This window comes from Pseudoalteromonas sp. BZK2 (assembly GCF_014349195.1).
Classification (GTDB): domain Bacteria; phylum Pseudomonadota; class Gammaproteobacteria; order Enterobacterales; family Alteromonadaceae; genus Pseudoalteromonas; species Pseudoalteromonas simplex.
The window spans coordinates 38659-56022 of record NZ_JACSOG010000010.1 but is presented as its reverse complement, the minus strand read 5'-3'; the positions used below and the strand labels follow the sequence as shown (position 1 = coordinate 56022).

The following is a 17364-nucleotide window of genomic DNA, read 5'->3' as shown; positions in this document are numbered from 1 at the left end:
CTGCGGCCATCATATCAAGGGTCGCAAATTATACAGAAAAAAAATGACTTTAGTTAGTTATAACTTAACTAAAGTGCCTTTTAATGCCACACCAGCGATAAACGTACCCGCACCACATTGATATTCTGTTTGGCTAACAAACTCACGCTTCTTGTAATACGATTGAATATTTACAACTGCATTCATGCCTTCACGGACAGCACGCTCTTGTAATGCTTTTAAAGCACTGAGCATTACCCACTCACACGCTTCTCGGTCAGTTTAATTAAATGCATTGGTTTTCTTGTTGGTGATCACTTCACCATAAGTTTTTTTAATCGTGTTATGACTTTGATCAGCAAAATACAGCGGAATATCTAACAATGCTTGTTTCGCTTTGGTGGTTTCAAGTAATGCTTGTACAGGTAGCGTTTGTAAATCATCACGTGCAAAACTGCTTGCTGAAAACAAACAAGCTACTAAAACACATGCAAGGGTCAATAACTTCATTTAAAAATTCCTTCTATAAAATTTCCATGCAACGCCAAAACCGACCGAAACATTATAATCTTGCTTCACGAGTGGGCTTGCATCTTGTTGACTGTTAGCAAGATGGTGATATTTAACAAAACCACCTAACCAATACTTTGGTGTGTCAAAATGTACCCCAATTGATACATCAGCACCAGAAAAACCTGAACGACTTGAGTATGCTTGGCGAGTTTCATTGCTATGTAAGTCACTCACTCCATAGTAGTAATCAAGGTATTTATCGCTAGCAAAGTTGATATTGCCACGAAACGCTAATGAAAATTGTGAATCCGCTTTTTCGATGATCGGCACTCGATAATACACACTTGGCCCATAACGCCAGCCAATATCATCAATACCAGAGAAATCTGTCGCAATGGCTTTGCGTGCAAACAGGCTTAAATACAAATGCTGTTTAGCGTTTGGTTCACCTATTAGGTAGTAATTAAGTGAAGGTCCTAATTCAAACACCCAATCTAGATCATCCATACCTTCTCGGGCTTTGTTGTCTTCACTATCAACTGCAAGACCTACGCTTGCAGATAAATCTAAATGGAGATTTTCTTGCTGCCACAAAAAGCCAGTGAAACTATTACGGTCTATGGCCATTGTGTCACTTTGATAACGAAAATAAGGCACAGGCAATAGGTATTGCTCACTTTCATCTGAACCTAAATAATGCGGGATATCTGCATAAAAAAGGCCTGCACCGAACTCCATTTTTGCAGTGCCCTTTTCTCCACTATCTTCTGCAGCATAAGCATTAAAAGTTAGAATAAATAAAATACTTATGATGCAGCGCTTGATCATACTTGCCACTTTTTAAAAATTAACGAGGTATTGATACCACCAAACGCAAAGTTATTACTCATAATGTAATCTGTTTGCATTTCACGGCCATTGCCCTTGATATAATCTAGGTCAGCACACTCAGCATCGACATCTGTTAAATTAATAGTAGGTGCAAACCAACCATCATTCATCATATTGATACTCGCCCATGCTTCAATGGCGCCACACGCACCTAAGGTATGACCTAAATAGCTTTTTAATGAACTAATAGGTTTCTTGCCAAGGGCATTGAAAGTCGCTAGAGACTCCGCAATATCACCTCGATCTGTTGACGTACCATGAGCATTCACATAGCCAATTTGATCCGCTGTAAGCTGTGCATCATTAAGGGCCATTTCAATAGCTACTTGCATTGTTTCTGCGGTAGGTTGCGTCACATGTTGACCATCTGAGTTACAACCAAAACCGACTAGCTCCGCATAAATGGTCGCTCCACGGGCAAGGGCATGCTCATACTCTTCTAAAATGAGTGTGCCTGCACCTTCACCAATAACCAGACCATCACGATTTTGATCAAATGGTCGTGGCGTGCTTTTCGCAGCATCATTTTTTGTGCTGGTCGCGTACAAGGTGTCAAATACCGCGGCTTCTGTGATGCATAACTCTTCTGCGCCACCAGCCACCATGGCTTTTTGACGGCCATACTTAATCGCTTCGTAAGCATAACCAATACCTTGCGAGCCCGATGTACAGGCAGAGCTGGTGGTGATCACGCGACCTTTTAAACCAAAAAAGACACCCACATTCACAGGCGCCGTATGTGCCATCATCTGGATGTAACTGGTGGCCGTTACGCCCGTCATTTCGCCGGTTTCCATCATTTTTGCAAAAGCCAATAATGGTGGTGTTGACCCCGTTGACGAGCCAAAAGCAATCCCTGTAGAGCCATCGGTTAGGCTAGGATGCTCTAATAGCCCAGCTTCTTCTAAAGCAAGCTCTGTAGTACGGGTCGACATCATAGCAACACGCCCCATTGAGCGAACTTGTTTACGCTTATAATGACTTGGTTTAGTAAAATGAGTAACAGGTGCCGCTAGTCGAGTGTTTAGTTCTGGCGCCACATCCCAGTCAGTCATGTACTGAACGGCATTTTCACCTTTTTGCAAAGCGGTTTTAAACTCGCCCCAGGTATCACCTAATGCAGTGATGGCAGACATGCCTGTAACAACAACACGCTTCATTACACCATACCGCCATTCACAGAAATAACTTGGCGGGTGATATACGCAGCGTCATCGGAACACAAGAACGACACAGTGCCAGCTACTTCATTAACTGAACCCATACGTTTTAATGGAATCATTTTTAGCATTTCATCAACCGGTAAATCGTCTGTCATTTCGGTTTCGATTAACCCTGGTGCCACGCAGTTAACGGTGATCTTACGCTTTGCAAGCTCAAGCGAAAGCGCTTTGGTCGCACCAATAATGCCCGCTTTAGCGGCACTGTAGTTAACTTGCCCGCGATTACCGGCAATCCCCGACACTGACGCCATAGTGACAATACGGCCACCTTTACGACCTTGCACCATTGGCATCACCGTTGGATGCACCACATTGTAAAATCCGTCAAGGCCCGTGCGGATCACTTTATCCCAGTCATCACCTTGCATCGCAGGGAACGCCATATCATTTGTGATACCGGCATTACAGATCACCCCATAATACGCTCCGTGCTCGGCAATATCAGCTTCAATTTGTTGTTTAGCTAGTTCTCTATCGCAAACATCAAATTGCAATAGGCTTGCATGACGACCAAGCGCACTAATTTCTTCACAGGTTTGCTCTGCTTCAGCCACACCACTGCGACAATGAACAGCAATATCAAAGCCATCGTTAGCTAATCTAAGTGCGATTGCTTTGCCAATACCACGGCTTGAGCCGGTGACTAAAATACGTTTTGTCATTGATTTTCTCTTATAAACTGCATGGGGTCTTGTGGTTGAAACACATTGATTTTTGCTTCTGCTAAGCATGTTTCATCGCTGTGTATTTGACACTCAAATACACTTAACCCTGATTCTTCTTGATATAATTTTGTCACCGAGACTTTAAGCGTTTGCTCGTTTTTAAATACCGGTGCATAGGTTTTATATTTGCGCGTGCCAATTAAAAAACCAATTTGTACTTCATTTCCTTTGTCTTTTGCCAGCGCACCCGCGTAAGCTGCGATAGTTTGCGCCATATATTCACAGCCAATATAACTGGCAACCCCATTTAAGCTCTCGTCATAAAACGGGCTTTGTGAACTAATATCCACTTCACAGCAACCTGACTCTTCGCTGTAACTAGATAGGCGATTGAGCAATATCATTGGTTCGCTATGAGGGACGACTTGCTCAATTTTATAGTGATTCATTTAGATGTCCTAGTACTACACTGACATTATTGCCACCAAAGGCAAACGAATTTGATAAACAGGTGTTAATTACTGCCTTTTCTGGCTGTGTTATTAAACCAATTTCAGCCAATGATTCGTCTTTTATCACCTGATTACATACTAATTGATTAAATTCCGGGTAGGCCAAATAGAGCCAACATAAGCCCGCTTCTAAGGCACCTGCAGCACCTAGAGTATGGCCGGTCAAATGTTTAGAAGAGCTCACTTTAGTATTTTTGCCAAATACCTCACTGATTGCCAGAGATTCCATGGCATCATTTTGCGGTGTGGCTGTTCCATGGGCATTAATGTAGTCGATATTTGAAGGTGTTAAATTCGCGTCTTGCAATGCCATTGTCATAGCTGCGATTGCACCAGAACCGTCTGCAATCGGTGCTGAAATATGGTGAGCGTCAGAGCTTTCACCACCACCTAAAAAGGCAATACTTTGTTTTGTGTGCTGCTCTTTACTCATAATAAATAACGCTGCGGCTTCACCAATATTGATACCAGCTCTGTCGCCACTAAACGGCTTACAAATTTCATCGCTAATAGAAGATAACGAATCAAAGCCATTGATAGTAAGTTGGCACAAGCTATCTACCCCACCACAAATTACTACATCGGCTAAATCGGCACTGAGTAAGGCGCGCGCACTAATAAGCGCCTTGGCACTTGAACTACACGCAGTTGAAATGCTGTAACTTGGCCCCTTCGCAGCGAGTTTTTTGGCAATATAATTGGCGGGTGCAACGAGTGCTTGGTCGTAATAATCAAATTCCTCTGGCCACTTTCCCTTCGCTGCATGGGCAATTCGGCCTCTTTCACCTTCTTGAATTGCAGCAGTACTGGTACCAATAACCACAGCAATACGGCTACTCGGAATGTTTATGCCTGTCAATGTGTCAGTAATTTGCGCCAGCGCTAAATCGATTAGCTGATAAAACCGCATTGATGCGGTTAATGGCAGTTCATTAACCAAACCCACAAACGTTGGGCGCTGCTCAAATGCAAGCGACGTCACCTCTGTGAGTGTTTGTTTAGGTTGCAAGCTGATACTTTGCATTGTTTGTTGATGACCAACCCCCAATGCACTAACAATACCTAAGTCGTTAAGCCAAAATGGCATAATCAATTAACCCTTTGAAATTTAATTTTGTAATCTCGCTGAAAGTTTACAAGTTCTGTTACACCGTCTAAATAGCGAATTTCACTAATTAACTGTTCACCTTGATATAAGCGTCGCGTTGAGCCTTGTTCAACCAAGCTCAAACCATACAGTTGCGAGTTAAGCACAGTAACCGGCCAGTGTACTAACATGATATCAGCAAGAATATAGCGAGGATCAACCGCGTTGATAGGGAGCATTTTTTCGCTTTTAATCGGCCCTAGTAGCGCTTTTTCTAACTGAAATATCGGCATACCTTGAGCCGTCATAACAGCCAAGTTAATACCCGTTTCACTGTTTAAACTCAGCTGCGCTAGTAATGTATGCTGCTCATCGCCATGGTGTACTTCAAGTACTTGCTGCCAATTATCGGCAACTAATGATGGCGGTGGATCAAGCAAATAAATCCCTGCATTTGGCGCTAAATCAACGCCCGTTTTTACTGCAAATTCACTGGCACAACTTGCCACTAATATGCTCAAGGTTAAAAGCAAAGAGCGTGTTAATCGCGACATAATTCAACTAGTGTATTTAAGCGTTTGTTGCTTTGTTTTACAAATGGGTTTTGTAAATCCCATGCATAACCCGCAAGAATAGCACTGATCATCTCACGCACTTGTTGATTTTTCTCACTGTAAAAAATCACGTCCTGAAAAGAGCCATCATACCAGGCACTGACGTAGGTTCTAAAGCAATTAACCCCTTGTTGCAAAGGCTCACTGTAATCGTTTTTGAAATCAACTTGCTCACCACGTAAGTAGCTATCAACTAAAGGAGCAACCAATGAAGCCGATTTTAATGCAATCGTCACCCCAGATGAAAACACCGGATCTAAAAACTCACCAGCATTACCAAGTAGTGCAAAATGCTCATCATACAAGCTCGACACATTAGCCGAATAGCCTTTTATGGCACGCGCTTCGCCAATAGCTTCTCGATTGGCTAATAACCCACTTAAATAACTATCTTGTTCTATAAATTCATTTAAACCGGCGAGTGGTTGTTTATCCTCAAGCTGCTCTGGTTTACCAACCACACCAATGCTTGCCGTACCATCACTAAATGGGATCAGCCAATACCAAATATCTTTATGCTCTGGATGAACATTAATTAAGATTTTTTCACGGTCAAACAGGGGATCGCTAATATTATCTTTAAAATGGCTGAAAAAAGCCCAACGTACAGGGAAATTTGATGCTGACTCTAAATCAAGTAAGCGAGGTAATACCCTACCAAAACCACTGGCATCAAGGACAAAGCGCCCTTTAATTTGATAGCGCTGCTGGTTTTCATCCGTAACATCAAGTAAAGCGCCATCCTCACAATCGGTGAACGCTAACACGCTATGTTGGTAACGTATTTCAGCCCCTTGCTGCATGGCACCATCGGCTAAGCACTTATCAAAGTCAGCGCGTTTTACCTGAAAAGTCGTGCCAGGGCCGTCGCTAAATTTCTCGGTAAAATCGATTGTTGTGTGGTCGCCCCGACGCTGAAACGCCGCACCATTTTTAAACTGAAAACTAAGCGATTGTGCCTGTGTTTGCACCGCTTGCTCAAGGCCTGCTTCAGCTAAAAAGCTCATGCACTGGGGTAATAAACTTTCACCAATCGAAAAACGCGGAAAGGTTTGCTGCTCTAACACCACCACATGCCAACCTTTTTTCACCAATAAACTGGCAGCCACGGCACCGGAAGGACCCGCACCAATAATAACAACATCAGCCTGTTGAACTTGATTATTCACCTATTATTTTTCCTTATTTTTAGGTAATGCAATACTGAGCGGCGCAAAGATATAGATACATATTAGCCCCACTAATACCGTTAATCCGAAACTGAAAATGGCCGGCGTTTTCGAAACAGCCAACATGCCAAATACCCACATCGATGATGCCGCTGACAAACTAATTGCGAGTACATTGCTCGGGCTTAAATTATTGACCTGATAAAACACCAAGTAATCGATTGCCAACGCTAATATCAATAAACAGCCTAACAAATTAAAAATCGATAGCTGAGATTGCAGCGCACTGCAGAGTAGCAGTACAGCCGCGGTAGTTAGTACAAGTACTAACGTTTGTTTACACGCCGTTTTAAAACCAAATTTAACGCTAAAGAGTAGTAACGCAAAGGTCATCGCAATGGCCAGTGTCACCAGTAACGAATTTGAGTAATGACTTAAACCTTCGCTTATCATCGCGACTTTATCGTAAACAATTAAATCTGGGTAAGCGTTGGCTAAATCCATCAGCTCGGATTTATTTACACCCGTTACCATAAACCAGCTTGCGGTTAGTGTATTGTTTGAGATCACTTGGTTAGCGATTAACGGCGCTAACGGTGAATTAAGTGCCGCGTTTAAATCAAGCATTGATGTTGAAAGCTCAACGGTCGTCCCTGTCATTTGGCTAACCACACTCATCGCTTGCTGGGCCGAATGCAGTTGCTCGTAGTTTTGCTGTTGTAATTGTTTACTAGGCACTAAGTCACTAAGCATTACAGCAGTGCCATTAAGGCCGCGAATAGTTGCTTTTAATGCTTCTTGTTGTACTAATAGCTGCTGCGCATTATCGGCAAATAAAATCATGATTTGGCCATTATCTTTACCTAATAAAGACATATGCAGCGCTTCGTTTTGCATTAAATCAGCAGGACTTGCATTTAGCAGCTTTACATCATCATTAATCACAGGGGGTTTTAGTAAAGCAAAAGCACTCAGAAACACTAGCATCAGCATGCTGAGTGAGACGCGATAATGCGTTAATCGTTCTAAATAACCACTTAACCTGTTTGCTAATCGATGCGCAGCAGTGTTAATGGTTAAACCAGCTTGCCAATAAGGCAATAAAATACGGGTGCAAAGCCAAGCTGTAACTAGCCCTGCAACAACGAACACGCCCACTTGACTGAGTAACTGCACCGGTGAGAAAAACAAACTCGCGTAACCGAGTGTGGTGGTTAGTAACGACAACAACAGTGCCAGCTTAAGCCCTTGACTAAAACCTTGCGGCTGCTCGGTTAAATCAAGCATGCCATGAAATGCATAATCAATGGCAATACCAATCAGTGTCACGGCAAACACCATGGTTAATACATGCACCTGACTAAAAATACTGATCAGCGCAATGGTGCCGCCAATAGCGGCGCTTATCACGGTTACAGAAGCCAGCCACAATGCGTTTATCGAGCGAAACACCCACACCACCATCACAATAAGCGCCAGCAAGCTCACCGAACCAAACAAGGTCATTTCAAATTTGGCTTGCTGCGCATTTGCTGCGGTATGAAATAAAGCTCCGGCATAGCGAATTTGTGTATCGGGATAGCGGCTTTCAAGCTCAGCGATATAGGCAACAATCTCATTGCTTAAAGCTATTGATTGATTTATTGAAAAGGCATTGTCAGCACTTTGCACGAATAACATTAAATACTCATCACCGTGATAGTTAATGTTAATTCGGCCATCTTGCAGCTCAAATTGCTGCATGTGCGCCATTGCCTCAGATAGGAACCCTGCTGTAGCAAGTGTTGGGTCTTGGTTGATAGTACTTGAAACAAAAGGATCAGCGACTTTACTCAACTGACTAAAGTAATACTGTTGAAAGCGATTAGCGTCGCCAATCGCTTGCTTATATTCCTCGGACACTAAATGCCCAGCGTACTGACCGTAAAATGCTGCCAACTGGGATATTTCTGGTAACTTAAAACGAGGCTCAATATGTTTGCTAGAAAGCCACTGTTCTAAATCATCATAAGCTTTTACTGCATTCTCACCACGAAAAGAAAAGCTCAACTGCTGTTTATTAGCCGCAAAAAAGTGTTCTTCGACTTGCTGTAAACGCGGTTCTGACTTTGGCAACAGAGCCAAAATATCATTATTCAACGTAGGCTGTTTTAGAATAAAAACAACCACTAAGGCGCTAACTAATAGGCTCAGCCAAGCAAGCGTTAGGCCCCATGCTTTCACTGTTTTTGCTCAATTTGAGGATACGCAAAGCGTAATACCGTAAAGTTACCATTTGCTTCTTGAAGACGCACACGGCTCACTTGCTTTGCTGCTACACATAATTCGAACTGACTAAATAGCTGTTTTAGCAAGTCATCTTTAGGCAATAAAGTCTGACAACCGGGCTCTGCATGATCTGTCATCGTAAATTGCTCAGCAAGTGCCACTTCATCATGCTTTAAAATCGCTTGCAGTAAATTAACGTAAGGCTCAGCGCCTTTTTGTAGCTGCGGCTCACCTTTAGCGTTAAGGGTATATACTTGCCCTTGCTTGATTAATAGCGTGCTTTTAACCGGAGATTCAACCTGCCAAGTGAGGCCATCTTCAGCAAGTTCAAACGAACCTGTTGATATAAAAGGTTTACTAAACCCTTTAAAATGCTTTTCTTGGCTAAATGTGCCTTGCTCTGTCACTGCGCTCGATGCAAACACAGGAAAAAAAACTAGTACACTCAGTAACAACACGCTTAATCGCATTAAATCACCTTTTGAAGTTTTTCTTGTAGCACAGGCGGCGAAACAAACTGCATTTCTTTTTTCTCTATATCAACCGCAACTTGGATAGTCGTTGCTTTGGTTAACTTTTTACCTGTAGCGCAATCAGTGATGAGGTAATCGATACGTAATCGTGTTTCATATTCTTTTAAGTAGGCATCAACGCGGATTTTTTGTGTAAACAATGCTGAGCCGACGTACTTAATATGCATGTCAATAATCGGCCAAGCATAGCCAGATTCTTGCATTTGCACATAATCATAATCAAACAAACGCAGTAATTCGCAGCGCGCGACTTCTAAATAGCGCGGGTAATTACCATGCCATACCACATTCATTGGATCGCAATCATGAAAAGGAATTTCAATCTCAACATGAGTGCTCAGCAACGAGCCACGACTATGCATATAAACTCCAACGTTTTGTTTGAATAGCGTCAACTGTAAAACGAAGAACAGCCTCTAGAGGACGGTCTTCATCAAGCAGCGGGAAAAACTCGCTAATGTCTTGATACATACTTTGTACATCAGGGGTTAAACTAGCAAACTCAAGCTCGCCACTATTAATACGTAAACGCAAACCTTGAACACTTGCAAGCAAGGTACTAGCAACCACTTGCTCGGTAAGTTGCAATATACGCAAACAATCTCGTGCAGCGATGGTTCCCATGCTCACTTTATCTTGGTTGTGACACTCGGTTGAACGAGAAAATACACTTGCTGGCATAGTTAGTTTTAATGCTTCAGCCGTGTATGCACTGGCACCAATTTGGACCGCTTTAAAACCATGGTTAATGTAACGGCGTTCATCATTACTCGCCGATAAATTGGAAGGCAAACCATTGTTATAGCGCGTATCAACTAAGGATGCGATTTGTCTGTCTGCTAAGTCGGCTAAATTAGCAACAGCGGTTTTCATGCTATCCATAACCATTGCAATATGACCGCCATAGAAGTGACCACCATGCAATACGTGTTCACCTTCGCCATCGATGATTGGATTATCATTTGCCGAATTTAGTTCATTTTCAATCATTTGCCTAAACCACGGCAAACTATCTTGCAGCACACCAATAACATGTGGAGCACAGCGAATTGAATACCTATCTTGTAAGCGGTCAGCATTACGAGGGTGTTCTACATGGTTTAAGTCTCCACGGATCCATGCAGCTACTTGCTGTTGCCCTGGATGTGGCTTCACCGAAAACAAAATATCATCAAAGTGATGACTGTTGCCTTTTAATGCAAGGCTTGCAAGGGCTGTTATACGGCTGGTCAGTTTAGCTAGGTAATCAGCTCTATCATAAGCAAGGCATGCCAAAGCTGTCATCACAGCAGTGCCATTCATGACTGCTAGCCCTTCTTTCGGGCGTAGCTTTAATGGCTGTAAGCCAAGTTCTTGCATCACCTCTAGACTGTTTTTAATTTCGCCTTTGTAATACACATCGCGCTCGCCAACCATAGCACCGGCTACATACGAAAGTGGCGTTAAATCACCACTGGCTCCCACTGACCCTTCTTGTGGGATCACCGGTACGATATTGTGATTTAAAAAGTCACGTAATAAATTCAACATCTCCCAGCTAACGCCAGAATACCCTTGTGAAAGCGAAGTTAAACGAGTCGCTAAAATAGCGCGCCCTTGGACTTGATTAAACACATCACCAAGGCCGCAACCATGAAAACGAGTAAGATGCAGTGGTAATTCATTAACTAAATCAAGTGGCACTTTTACGGTTACCGAGTCGCCATAACCTGTGGTTACGCCATATATCACGCCATCGTCTTCAAGCAACTTATCTAAAAACGCGACGGCGCTGTCTATTTTATTCGCAAATTGACGATCTGATGTTAACGCTACAGCACCTTGCTCTAATGCAATATGAACAATATCTTCGATTGATAAACGCTGTTGGCCAAATACGGTAGTCGAGTGCTCTGACACCTTAGTTCTCCTTGTTTTGACTACGAGACACTTGCTCGTCATTTTGCCAAAAATCATAAAAATTAAACCATTGATACGGATAGGCCGCAGCATAAAAACTGAGCCTTTGCGCATAATCGCTAACAATTTGTTGTAATGTTTGTTGCCTCGTTTTACGCGGTAAAACGAGTTTGTCGGCGTATTTTTCAAAAATCACGCGGTAACATGTCTCGCCATTTTGCTTTTTATCTTTTAAACAAAACAGATGAAACACCGGGCAATCTAACAGCGCAGCTAAAATAAATGGCCCTTGTGAAAAAGGGGCTGGCTTACCTAAAAAGTCCGCTTCAATAACTCTTCCTGCGGTGGTGGTACTGGTTCTATCACCGACAATCACCACAATTTCACCCTGCTCTACTTTTTCTTTGAGCATAATTGCCATATCTGGGCCAAGATCGGTTACTTGAATGAGGTTTACTGCAACATCCGGATTGATACTTTTCAGTAATTTATTAAATTCAACAGCATGATGCGTAAACACCAATACATTGATCGTTTTACTGTTTCGGTGTTGGCTAAGGGCTCTACACACCTCTAAATTGCCAAGGTGTGAGCCAATAAAAATAGCCCCTTGCTGTTGCTCATCGAGTTGTTTAAACAGCGCTTCGTTGGTGTAAAGAATATTATGTTGCTGAATTCGTCCAAGCCATGCATCTATTTTGTCAAAGGCGCTGTCAGCAAAGCAGCGAAAATGACGAAAGCTATCGCGCCAAGTAACCGCTTTGTTATTGCCATTCACTTTACGCGCTTGGGTTAAGAATGCATGTGACGCTTGACGGGCAGTTTTGCCTGTTAAAAACAAATAAAACACCACCGGAAACAACACCAACCACAAGCCTTTACGACCAAATACGCGATAGCACACGAGCAATATTTGCATGCCAAAGCGATTGCCACGTTCTTGCATTTTTGACCAGTGCTTTACAGCCATTAGCCAGCCACCTTACGCCAAAGTAGCTTGGGAGAGCGTAGCAACATACCAAAGAATAAACGCGTATGCAGCCACGAAATTCCCACGTTATCGTGTAAAGCTCGAAAATGAGATACGCCATTTTCAGGGTAAATAACCTGGGTTGGCAAAAACGTGACTTTAACACCTTGCCAATAAAGCCTGACTAAAATTTCAATATCAAAGTCCATGCGCTTGCCAAGCGTTTGCTTAGCCATTAATTGCTCAACGGCTGTTAAGGGATAAACCCGAAAACCACACATTGAATCAACAATATCAAAGCTGAGTGTTTCTACCCAAACCCAAAAATGAGTGATGTAACGACTTAAATAACGGTGCTTAGGCACGGAGCTATCATAAATTGGACAACCACTGATCACCTTGTTAGGTGATGCATTGCTGAGTTCAATCAACTTACTAATATCTGCTAACGAATGCTGGCCGTCAGCATCAACCTGAATGGCATGGCTAAACCCTTGCTGGTAGGCAGCCAGCAAGCCAGTTTGAACTGCCCCACCCTTACCTTGATTTTGAACGTGGCTTATCAAGGTTAAAAAATCGTACTGCGCGTCAAGCTCTGCAAATACTTGCTTGGCATCAGCGTCACTGCCATCATCAACCATGATTATCGGCAGCTGTAGCTCTTTTAGCTCATCGAGTACTGCAGCGATAGCATGAGTGTGATTGTAATTAGGAATAACAATGCAAAACTGGTTCATGGCTTAATCACAAAATACTATTCGACCGGATGCATGTTGGCCTTTGTCTGAGTGATAGCTAAACAGGCACTTGCCTTTTGCATTGCGCTCAAGAGTTAGGTTTACCGTCATATCGGGGGTTGTTACCACCTGAAACTTTAACACTTCTAAATCTTGTACTAATTTGCCAAAACCCAAATATTGCTGAGCATATTTTACTGCCCAATCCAGCTGTACTACGCCTGCTAAAATTGGTGCATCTGGAAAGTGGCCGCGAAAATAATCTAAATCAGCCGCAATGGTTAACGCTAAACTCACGCTAGTTTCTGTTTGTGATAAAACGGCCACCTCTGGGGTCACGTTATTCAGACTTGGCAAAATACTGCTCCAATGTTTTTAAACTTAATTTAGCTTGACTGTTAAAAGGAAGTGCATCGATATAGCGCCATTTGCGTGGTAAGCAAATACGTTCAAAGCGGTTTGAGAGGTGCGCTTGTAATGTGCGGTTAATTGCCAGTTTACCCTGCTGTTCAAGCTCTTTATTAGCTTCATCACTGAGTACAACCACCGCACCAATTTGCACGCGCTTAGCTGGAATAACCACCACTTTAACTTCTTTTACCCAGTCATGGCTTTGCAGATAACTCTCAAGCTCATCTAGATTCAAACGTTTTTCTTCAATTTTTATCGTTCTGTCTATACGGCCCAACAGTTTAAATTGACCATTTTTATGAACGAGTGCTCTATCGTCTAAAGGGAAATTTGATTGCTCTAAAATCGCAGAATCTAGCATCAAGCGTCCTTCATGATTCAGCGATAAAAAATTACCATTAAACGGCTGCCATGGTACATCAACCGCGGCTTGTGTAACTTGTCGATAAGCAATACCGCCGGTTTCGGTACTACCAAATACTTGGGTAGCTGGGCGAGCTAACTGGTTAAATAAAGTTTCGGCATGCTCATTATTGAGTGGTCCGCCAGAGGAAAATAACCATTTAATTTTGTCGCGCTCAGGAATTAACACATTATCAGCGCATAAACGACCAAGTTGCGCAGGGCTTGAAACGAGCGCTGCATAACGAATATTTTTTAGCCTTTGCGCAATATGTTCAGGATACTGAATTTGTTCACTATCAATTATATGGCCTTTCGCCAACGGCCAAAGTAAGCGAAACAATAAACCGTAAATATGCTGATGCGAAACAGTTGCTAAAAACGTAAATTGGCTGGGTAAGTCAAATGACATTGAAAGTACTGCAAGCTCTCGATTTAATACCCGCCACGGTTTTACTATCGGTTTAGATTGTCCTGATGAGCCTGACGTATAAAATATAACCGCTGTGTTTGTTGGCCATTGTAAACGGTTAGTTTGCAAAGGCGTGTGACCCAGACTGAGTTCAAGGTTGGTAAATAGCACATCATCATCGATATTGGTCGCATCGCCTGCAAAAAAAGCAGACTGAGCAAGCAATAAACTTAAGGTTTCGTGCTGACCATTAGGCGGAAGAATAACATTATGACCACTACAGGCTAAGGCAAATAAGCGAACTGCAAATAGGTAGGTATCGGGGTGGAATAATACCACATGACTGCCAGCTTTAAGCGCCGTAAGCTTACTTTGATAAGCGGCAATATCAGCAAAAAACTGTGTGTGTGTTATTGGCTGCCCTGCAATAATAAATGCAGCATCTGGGTGAAATTTCAGGTTACTCGATACCATTATTTTTAACCTTTTGTCTAACAAGCCATTCCACAAGGCCCAAGAGAGCTATCAAAATATAGGCTACTAGTCCGTTGTACAGTGTCCATGTCTGTAACGAAGTAAATAGGCTAGTGTATAACGCAATACTGCCATTAATAATAAAAAACGCGCACCATACTTTAGTAACTTGGCGCGTGTAATTAACCCCTTTTTCATCAAGCTCAGGCTCTTTAATTCGAGCAAAACTCTCAATGACTGTTGGGCCACTTTTCAGCGAATAAGCAAAGGTTATGGCCATTACTGTATTTATAATGACCGGGTAAAGTTTCAAGCCCAGATCATTGTTAAAAAACTGCGTTGTTGCTAAAGCGATAATAGCCAAAATAGAGGCTGGCTTTATCCATGGCATAGATGTGAGCAGCTTTTTGCTCAGCAAAAGCCTTAGACCTAACAATACCATCAGTACCAAGCTCACTTGCCTTATTGAGATATGCTGTAATCCAAAATACACAATAAATGGGTATAAAGATAAGCACACTAAAAGCAGTGTTGTGGTTATCGCTTTGAGCATAGTAATGTTTATGAAACGAGTTTTTCTACTTCATTTACAACATCTTGCACAGTACGCACTTGTTTAAATGCATCTGGCTCAATTTTCTTGCCAGTGATTTCGCGTAGTTTTACAACTAAATCAACAGCATCAATGCTATCAAGATCTAGGTCTTGATACAGGTGCGCATCTAGGCTGATATCATCAGCATCAATCTCAAATTCATCTACTAAAATGCCCTGTAAAACGTTGTAAATGTCAGCAGCGGTTTTCATGCTTATTCCTACTTCTAAGTCTGTATTATGATTGGTGTTGGTTAATAAATTCTGCCAGTGCATCTACTGATGCAAAATGGGCTTTTGTTTGTTCTGAGTTTGCGTCAATTTTAACGTTAAACTCTTTTTTAATGGCTAAGCCAAGCTCTAACGCATCGATGCTATCTAGGCCTAAACCATCAACAAATAGAGGCTGGTCATTTTCAATATCATCCACGGTAATATCTTCAAGATCTAAGCTGCTAATGATTAATTGTTTTATTTGGTTCTTTAGTTCAGTCATAGGTGCCTGAGTTCCTCTGAAAAGTAATGTTGCAAATCACGGGTTAATTGTCGTGCTTGCATAGCGGGTTGTTCATTATTAAATGTATCGTTAAACGTAAATCGGTCAGTGGCAAAGCGCATCTCAAAATGCGCTTTTGTTGCGGCAACGCAATACCATGGTGTGCCTTTGGTCAAAGTACTGGGTTTCATACTAATCAGCACTGAGGTTATAGGGGCTTTACAACGCGCAGCAATATTCGCAGCGCCACGCTTAAATTTTAACTGTTCACCTGGGGTTGTGCGGGTGCCTTCAGGAAAGATAATCAGATTATTTCCAGCAGCGAGTGACGCTTCACATTCATTCAGTAACTCTTGTGGATCTTCATTACTAATATAACCTGTGCCTTTAATTACGCCGCGCATAAATGGATTTTTAAATAAGTGTGCTTTGACCACGCAATCAGCATTTTTAATCACAGATATCAGCACTACAACATCAATTAATGAGGGGTGATTGGCAAGCACTAGCTGCCCCTTAAGATCATGAAATTTCTGTTTATCTTGCACAGAAAAATGGATAGCACCGGTGTAATGCATTAAAGCAACAAAGAATTTAAAACTATAGTGAACAGTTAAACGGGCTTTCTGCTTACGTTTAAATTCACAAGGTTCCAAAAATCGTTGAATAGGTAAAATCAACAAGGTAAGTAAAATACCGCCAAACCCAAAAACAGCAAAGCAAAAACCAGTTGCTAATACACGCCAAATTTTGTTCAGCTTTTTATATAAATTAGCCACCATGGTACTGTAGCATCCAAGCTGATTGTTGATGTGTCAGCAGCGATTGTGATCCTTTGCTTGCTAAAGCAGCTGCTAACTGTAGACTCAAGGGTAAACACGAGTCACTTTGAGAGTGTTCAGATTCAGGAAGTTGTGTTAATTCAAAATACGGTTTGTCTACCTGAACTTTGGATAATATGAACGACACACTATGAGCAATTTGTTGCTCATCGCTAAATGGTAAGTATTCATCAGGTAATACACTTTCGGCATGGGCAATTAAAATTTGCTGCTCAACACCACTCTGGACACGTGCAAAACCATCAATCATGGCTGAAATAATGCTGTCTTGACCACCTGCTATGGCATTCATCGGGGCTTTGTTTTTTGCAATAATCGAGAACAAGCCTGTTGCAGCATTATGTACACTCAAACCAAATGCGGTCGGAGAAAGCGGTTCTTGTTCAACAAGTGAATGCAATAGTTGCGCTGTTTTAGGTAAGTCGCCATGACGAGATGAAAAATTAACGGCTAACTGCTGATGCTCACCTTGCGCTTGATGCATAGTATGAAGTGCCATTTTCATAAACGGGCTTAGACGGCGGCGCTGCATTGGTGCAACCCAGCTTAAATCAAGGTCAGGGTGATCAAGATGGCTTAATTCTGCAATTTGTTGCTCGGGCGCAACCCATACACACAAATTATTAACAACAAATTTCACAAATATTATTCTTTTAGCGCCAAACGATTGCTA

22 protein-coding genes are annotated in these 17364 nt (G+C 42.2%); all 22 read right to left on the bottom strand.

Annotation, left to right across the window (positions count from 1 at the left end):
- Window positions 1-57: 57 nt before the first annotated feature.
- From BIZ38_RS21940 to BIZ38_RS07640, 22 genes are read right to left on the bottom strand one after another with little or no spacing between them, the layout of a single operon-like run.
- Entirely contained in the window at window positions 58-234 is a 177-nt protein-coding gene (locus BIZ38_RS21940) for a hypothetical protein (RefSeq protein ID WP_316247576.1), read from the bottom strand.
- A gap of 27 nt (window positions 235-261) precedes the next feature.
- Window positions 262-489 carry a hypothetical protein gene (locus tag BIZ38_RS21935; RefSeq protein ID WP_316247575.1) on the bottom strand — a complete coding sequence of 76 codons (228 nt, stop codon included), beginning with the start codon at window positions 487-489 and terminating at the stop codon, window positions 262-264.
- The gene (locus BIZ38_RS07735; protein ID WP_187490028.1) at window positions 490-1320 is read right to left on the bottom strand and encodes a MipA/OmpV family protein; all 831 of its coding nucleotides are present in this window, start codon (window positions 1318-1320) and stop codon (window positions 490-492) included. It abuts the gene before it with no gap.
- Complete coding sequence (locus tag BIZ38_RS07730; RefSeq protein WP_187490027.1) at window positions 1317-2543, bottom strand: beta-ketoacyl-ACP synthase; 1227 nt, start codon at window positions 2541-2543, stop codon at window positions 1317-1319. Before BIZ38_RS07730 ends, BIZ38_RS07735 begins: the two co-directional genes overlap by 4 nt.
- Window positions 2543-3268 carry a 3-oxoacyl-ACP reductase FabG gene (fabG, locus tag BIZ38_RS07725; RefSeq protein WP_063707666.1) on the bottom strand — a complete coding sequence of 242 codons (726 nt, stop codon included), beginning with the start codon at window positions 3266-3268 and terminating at the stop codon, window positions 2543-2545. The genes BIZ38_RS07730 and fabG overlap by 1 nt, the downstream gene beginning before the upstream one ends.
- Window positions 3265-3720, bottom strand: coding sequence for a hotdog family protein (locus BIZ38_RS07720; RefSeq protein WP_054554542.1), 456 nt, complete (start codon window positions 3718-3720; stop codon window positions 3265-3267). Before BIZ38_RS07720 ends, fabG begins: the two co-directional genes overlap by 4 nt.
- A complete protein-coding gene (locus tag BIZ38_RS07715) occupies window positions 3707-4870 on the bottom strand; it encodes a beta-ketoacyl-ACP synthase (RefSeq protein ID WP_187490026.1) in 1164 nt (387 codons plus the stop codon). The genes BIZ38_RS07720 and BIZ38_RS07715 overlap by 14 nt, the downstream gene beginning before the upstream one ends.
- A 2-nt stretch (window positions 4871-4872) precedes the next feature.
- Window positions 4873-5424, bottom strand: a complete 552-nt coding sequence (locus BIZ38_RS07710) for a DUF3261 domain-containing protein (RefSeq protein WP_187490025.1) — start codon at window positions 5422-5424, stop codon at window positions 4873-4875.
- Complete coding sequence (locus BIZ38_RS07705) at window positions 5412-6653, bottom strand: NAD(P)/FAD-dependent oxidoreductase (protein WP_187490024.1); 1242 nt, start codon at window positions 6651-6653, stop codon at window positions 5412-5414. The genes BIZ38_RS07710 and BIZ38_RS07705 overlap by 13 nt, the downstream gene beginning before the upstream one ends.
- 3 nt (window positions 6654-6656) lie before the next feature.
- Complete coding sequence (locus BIZ38_RS07700) at window positions 6657-8876, bottom strand: MMPL family transporter (RefSeq protein ID WP_187490023.1); 2220 nt, start codon at window positions 8874-8876, stop codon at window positions 6657-6659.
- Complete coding sequence (locus tag BIZ38_RS07695; RefSeq protein WP_138616501.1) at window positions 8873-9391, bottom strand: outer membrane lipoprotein carrier protein LolA; 519 nt, start codon at window positions 9389-9391, stop codon at window positions 8873-8875. Before BIZ38_RS07695 ends, BIZ38_RS07700 begins: the two co-directional genes overlap by 4 nt.
- Window positions 9391-9816 (bottom strand): acyl-CoA thioesterase, encoded by a 426-nt coding sequence (locus BIZ38_RS07690; RefSeq protein ID WP_187490022.1) that lies wholly within the window; start codon window positions 9814-9816, stop codon window positions 9391-9393. The genes BIZ38_RS07695 and BIZ38_RS07690 overlap by 1 nt, the downstream gene beginning before the upstream one ends.
- Window positions 9809-11353 (bottom strand): histidine ammonia-lyase, encoded by a 1545-nt coding sequence (gene hutH / locus BIZ38_RS07685; protein WP_187490021.1) that lies wholly within the window; start codon window positions 11351-11353, stop codon window positions 9809-9811. The genes BIZ38_RS07690 and hutH overlap by 8 nt, the downstream gene beginning before the upstream one ends.
- Before the next feature lies 1 nt (window position 11354).
- Window positions 11355-12323: an acyltransferase gene (locus tag BIZ38_RS07680; protein WP_187490020.1), complete on the bottom strand. Its 969-nt coding sequence runs from the start codon at window positions 12321-12323 to the stop codon at window positions 11355-11357.
- Complete coding sequence (locus BIZ38_RS07675; protein WP_187490019.1) at window positions 12323-13060, bottom strand: glycosyltransferase family 2 protein; 738 nt, start codon at window positions 13058-13060, stop codon at window positions 12323-12325. The genes BIZ38_RS07680 and BIZ38_RS07675 overlap by 1 nt, the downstream gene beginning before the upstream one ends.
- Window positions 13061-13063: 3 nt before the next feature.
- Complete coding sequence (locus BIZ38_RS07670; RefSeq protein ID WP_119853021.1) at window positions 13064-13417, bottom strand: thioester dehydrase; 354 nt, start codon at window positions 13415-13417, stop codon at window positions 13064-13066.
- Window positions 13401-14759, bottom strand: coding sequence for an AMP-binding protein (locus BIZ38_RS07665; RefSeq protein ID WP_187490018.1), 1359 nt, complete (start codon window positions 14757-14759; stop codon window positions 13401-13403). Before BIZ38_RS07665 ends, BIZ38_RS07670 begins: the two co-directional genes overlap by 17 nt.
- On the bottom strand, window positions 14746-15312 hold the full coding sequence (locus BIZ38_RS07660) for a septation protein IspZ (protein ID WP_138599435.1): 567 nt from the start codon (window positions 15310-15312) through the stop codon (window positions 14746-14748). Before BIZ38_RS07660 ends, BIZ38_RS07665 begins: the two co-directional genes overlap by 14 nt.
- Before the next feature lie 8 nt (window positions 15313-15320).
- A complete protein-coding gene (locus BIZ38_RS07655) occupies window positions 15321-15566 on the bottom strand; it encodes an acyl carrier protein (RefSeq protein WP_054554554.1) in 246 nt (81 codons plus the stop codon).
- A 25-nt stretch (window positions 15567-15591) separates the two neighbouring features.
- The gene (locus BIZ38_RS07650; RefSeq protein WP_166340783.1) at window positions 15592-15849 is read right to left on the bottom strand and encodes a phosphopantetheine-binding protein; all 258 of its coding nucleotides are present in this window, start codon (window positions 15847-15849) and stop codon (window positions 15592-15594) included.
- Window positions 15846-16631, bottom strand: a complete 786-nt coding sequence (locus BIZ38_RS07645; protein ID WP_187490017.1) for a lysophospholipid acyltransferase family protein — start codon at window positions 16629-16631, stop codon at window positions 15846-15848. Before BIZ38_RS07645 ends, BIZ38_RS07650 begins: the two co-directional genes overlap by 4 nt.
- Complete coding sequence (locus BIZ38_RS07640) at window positions 16621-17331, bottom strand: beta-ketoacyl synthase chain length factor (RefSeq protein ID WP_187490016.1); 711 nt, start codon at window positions 17329-17331, stop codon at window positions 16621-16623. Before BIZ38_RS07640 ends, BIZ38_RS07645 begins: the two co-directional genes overlap by 11 nt.
- Window positions 17332-17364: the final 33 nt, after the last annotated feature.